This is a genomic window from Treponema sp. (genome assembly GCF_017430385.1).
GTDB lineage: Bacteria > Spirochaetota > Spirochaetia > Treponematales > Treponemataceae > Treponema_D.
The window spans coordinates 1-4,122 of the sequence record NZ_JAFRNB010000048.1 but is presented as its reverse complement, the minus strand read 5'-3'; the positions used below and the strand labels follow the sequence as shown (position 1 = coordinate 4,122).

The 4,122-nt window shown below is 46.5% G+C and carries 5 protein-coding genes; all 5 read right to left on the bottom strand.

The window, feature by feature from the left end:
• A partial coding sequence (locus tag IJJ71_RS03570; RefSeq protein WP_296845359.1) for an aminotransferase class I/II-fold pyridoxal phosphate-dependent enzyme occupies positions 1 to 356 on the bottom strand: 356 nt, incomplete at its 3' end.
• Positions 357 to 365: 9 nt separating this feature from the next.
• The gene (msrA, locus tag IJJ71_RS03565; protein ID WP_296845358.1) at positions 366 to 875 is read right to left on the bottom strand and encodes a peptide-methionine (S)-S-oxide reductase MsrA; all 510 of its coding nucleotides are present in this window, start codon (positions 873 to 875) and stop codon (positions 366 to 368) included.
• Between the two features lie 36 nt (positions 876 to 911).
• Complete coding sequence (locus IJJ71_RS03560; protein ID WP_296845357.1) at positions 912 to 1,757, bottom strand: MetQ/NlpA family ABC transporter substrate-binding protein; 846 nt, start codon at positions 1,755 to 1,757, stop codon at positions 912 to 914.
• Positions 1,758 to 1,797: 40 nt separating this feature from the next.
• A complete protein-coding gene (locus tag IJJ71_RS03555) occupies positions 1,798 to 3,168 on the bottom strand; it encodes an FAD-binding oxidoreductase (protein ID WP_296845356.1) in 1,371 nt (456 codons plus the stop codon).
• Between the two features lie 279 nt (positions 3,169 to 3,447).
• A partial coding sequence (locus tag IJJ71_RS03550) for a MetQ/NlpA family ABC transporter substrate-binding protein (RefSeq protein WP_296845355.1) occupies positions 3,448 to 4,122 on the bottom strand: 675 nt, incomplete at its 5' end.

Sequence of the window (4,122 nt, the reverse complement as noted above, 5' to 3'; positions counted from 1 at the left end):
GGAGAGAATACAATCACTTTGTCGCCGGGATTTGTCACGCTCATCATGGCAGCCATCATCGCCTCGGTCGAGCCACAGGTAACGACAAGCTCTTCGTTCGGGTTCACGCTGACGCCCGAAAAATACTGGATTTTGGCTGCAAGTGCCTCACGAAAGTTCTGTGCACCCCAAGTGATTGCGTACTGATGAAAGTCTTCTTTTGTGACCTGAGCAAGTCGTTCAAGAATCTCGCGCGGTGGCTCAAAGTCCGGGAACCCTTGCGAGAGATTTACAGCCCCGTACTGATTTGAGATTCGAGTCATACGGCGGATTACGCTGTCGGTAAAAGTTGATGTTCTTGTTGAAAGCTGAGGCATATAAATTCCTTACAAAGTTTTTTCTGAGTCTTTTGCAAGTGTAAACAGTTTGAGCGGAAGATGGCAATATCCCGATGGATTTTTTTCAAGATATTTCTGGTGATATTCTTCCGCGCTGTAATAATTTTTAAGAGGAAGAAGCTCAACCACAAATTTCTGACCTTCAATCTGCTCCTGACGCTCGAATTCCTTTTTGATTTCAGGCAAAAGGGAATCGTCATCGTAGTAGATTCCTGTGCGGTAATTTTCGCCTTCGTCCTCACCCTGCTTGTTGAGTGAATACGGGTCGATGGCAAGGAAATAATATTCCAGAATCTTTGTGAGGTTGATGACACTTTCGTCGTATTCGATTTTGACCGTTTCTGTGTGGCCTGAATGATTGTGCTTTACGTCCTCGTAAGTGGGATTCTCTGTGTTTCCGTTGGCGTATCCTGTCTGAGTGGAAATGATGCCCTCGAACTGATCAAAAAACTTCTGAAGTCCCCAGAAGCATCCGCCTGCAAGATAAATTGTTTTCATAGCCTCCTCCTTAAAAAACTCGACATTCAGACGTTTTTATTTGTATGCTGCAAGTTCGTCAATTTCCCAGCCGACTGGAGAGAAGAATCCGCCGTACTGGTTGTTGAAGACGTCAATCGTTTCCTGGGTCTGGAATGCCTTTACGATTTTGTCATAAAGCTGAACCTTCTTTTTGTTGCTGAGTTCTGCGCTTCGGGCAGCAATCAGGTTCCAGTAGAAAGTGGCAGGCTTTGTCTCGCTTGCAACGGCTGTTTTCGGGTCAATTCCAAAATCAAGAGCATAGTTTCCGTTGATGATTGCAGCGGTCACGTCCACCAGAGTTGAAGGAACGAGGTTTGCCGCAAGCAGGGTGAATTTTACTCCTGTTGGAATGCTTTCAATGTCATCCATTGTCGGATTGTCTCCGGCACCAGACTTTAATTTGATTACGCCCGCATTGTCAAGAAGTTTGAGGGCACGGCCTTCGTTTGTGGCTTCATTTGGAATTGCGATAACATCACCCGGCTTTAATTCTGAAATTGATTTGATTTTGTTTGAGTAAAGCTTAAGCGGTGAAAAAAGTGTGTTTCCAATCAGTTGAATGTGATAGTTGTGGCTCTTTACTTCTGAATCAAAGAAAACCCGGCTGAGGCAGGCGTGAAGCTCAATGTCACCGTCTTCAAGGGCACGGCTTGGAGCAACATAATCGCTGAACTGAACGAGCTGAATGTCAATTCCTTCCTTTTTTAGGCTGGCGATTGCTGGCTGCCAGATGTCTTCTTCGGCAGCTCCCGTGATTCCAAGCTTAACCACGACTGATTCTTTTTTTGAGCAGGAAGCAAAGCTGCCCAAAATTCCTGCTGTTAAAATTGCACCAATCAATGCTTTTGTAATTTTTTTCATATTTTTACCTCTTTGTGTTTTTAATTTTTATTTTTAAATTTTATTTGACGTAACTGATGTTTGAATTCAAGAGCTTTTTCGGGTCAAAGGCAAGTTTTACCGCGTTCATAAGCTCCACATTTACGGCGGGTGTCTCAGCAAAGAAGAAGGACCGCTTGCTCAATCCAAGTCCATGCTCGCCTGAAATCAAGCCTCCAAGCTTGCGGGCATGAGCGTAGAGTTTTTCAAGATTTTCGTGAAGTTCTTTTTGCCAGGCTTCTTCGCTGCGGTTGCCACGGACAACGCAGAGGTGAACATTTCCGTCGCCTGCGTGACCAAAGCTGATCATCTGCATTCCGCTCTCGCCTTCCAGCTTGTTCACAAAATTGACGAAATCAGCGACTTTTGCAATCGGAACGACAATATCAAGCGGTTCCTGCTCGCTTACGGCCTCAACTGCTTTTACAAGACAGCCACGGATGCGCCACACATTCTGAGAAAGTGCGGAGTCATCAAGGGAAATGATTTTTTCTGCTGAATCTTTGAGGACAGTTTGCAGGTTTTTGAAAGCAGAGTCGATTTCTTCTGCCTTACCGTCAAAGGTGAGAAGGAGATAAGCCTCGCTTTCAAGGGGGAATTTGAGATTGAGAAACTTTTCGCCCAGAGCAACAACTTTCCTTTCGATGAATTCAACCGCCGTGGGATTGAGATTTGCTTTTATGATTTTTGGAACTGCTTCGATTCCAGATTTGAGAGAGCCAAAGCCTGCAAGAATGCTCAAAGATTTTTCTGGCTTTCCGACGAGGTGCAAAAGACATTTCGTGATGACCGCAAGAGTTCCTTCCGAGCCGATTACGATGTCTTTGAGGTCAAGGCCTGTGGTGTCCTTTCGGTTTTTGCTTCCAACTGTGACTACAGTGCCGTCGGCTTTGACAAGTTCCAGGCCCATCACATAATCCCTGGTCACTCCGTATTTGACAGCCCGCATTCCCCCGGCGTTGGTAGAAATGTTTCCGCCAATCGAAGCCCGCTTTTCTCCCGGATCCGGCGGATAGAAAAGGCCCAGGCTTTCAACATATTTTTGAAAATCCTCAAGAATCACGCCCGGTTCCACCCATGCGGTGAAATTTTCCCTGTCGATTTCCAGAATTTTGTTCATCAAAGAAAAATCAAGGATGATTGAGCCATCGTGAGGAACCGTAGACCCCACAAGATTAGTTCCCGCTCCACGAGGCGTAACCGGAATTCCATTCGAGTAAGCGAATCGCAAGATTGCACTCACTTCCTCTGTTGAGAGCGGAAAAACCAGAGCCGAAGCCAGTCCCTTTTTGCGTCCAAGAGTGTCAGAAAGATATTTTTCTTCGATTGAAGGAGCGAAAACAATGCGATTTGTGTCTTTTATTATGGAAGAAAGTTGCTCAATTTTTGACATTTTTATGTTCCTAAAGATTGTCACTTCGACTACGCTCAGTGACCGTATGCAAGCAGGCGTTGCGCCCGGCGTTTGAGGGTAGGGAGCCGGTCGCCGTAGGCGAAGAAACTTGCGAGGCAAGTTTCTAGGCGAGTCTCGGTGAAGGCTATGCCTGAACCGCGAACTCTACTTGGGGATTTTAAGGGGCGAAGCCACTTAGGTGAAGGGGTAGCGGAAAACGCCGCAGGCGGTTGTAGCGAGGGGGAGACTTTCCCCCTGCCCCTTCCTAATTCCTAACTATTAAAACTCGTCGATGTCCCAGCCTTCTTTGATGAAGTAGCCGCCGAAGTCCTTGTTGAAGACTTTTTCTGTCTCGGCTGTCTGGAAGGCTTTTACGACTTTCTTGAAGATTTCGACTTTCGCAGGGTCTGCCAGGTCTTTTCCCCGGGCTGCGATAAGGTTCCAGTACTGTTTTTCGTCAACGGAAGTGTCCTTGAAGATTGCTGACTCGGTTTTGATTCCGAAGTCCAGGGCGTAGTTTCCGTTTACGATTGCGGCGTCAACATCCTTGAGGGCTGAAGGAATTGTGTTTGCTGCCAGTTCCTTGATTACGATTCCGCTTTTGTTCTCGGCAATGTCTGCGACTGTCGGGTTAAAGCCTGCTTCTGCTTTGAGGGTGATGAGTCCTGCTGCGGCAAGAACCTTGATTGCCCGTCCGCCGTTTGTGACATCGTTCGGGATTGCAACGACGCTGCCTGATTTGAGTTCTGAAACTGATTTTACTTTGACTGAGTACAAATTGAGCGGAATGATGAATGTGTTTCCGATGAGTTTTACATCATAGCCGTGATTTTCAATTTCGTTTTGAAGGAAAATGCGGTGCTGGAAAGCGTTCAGGTCGATTTCGCCGTTTGCAAGCGCATTGTTCGGTGTGACATAATCCGAAAACTGAACGAATTTGAGGTCGATACCCTG

Excerpts from the sequence above, each read along its gene's own strand:
- IJJ71_RS03555 (WP_296845356.1), bottom strand. The coding sequence starts at position 3,168 with ATGTCAAAAATTGAGCAACTTTCTTCCATAATAAAAGACACAAATCGC.
- msrA (WP_296845358.1), bottom strand. The coding sequence starts at position 875 with ATGAAAACAATTTATCTTGCAGGCGGATGCTTCTGGGGACTTCAGAAG.
- IJJ71_RS03560 (WP_296845357.1), bottom strand. The coding sequence starts at position 1,757 with ATGAAAAAAATTACAAAAGCATTGATTGGTGCAATTTTAACAGCAGGA.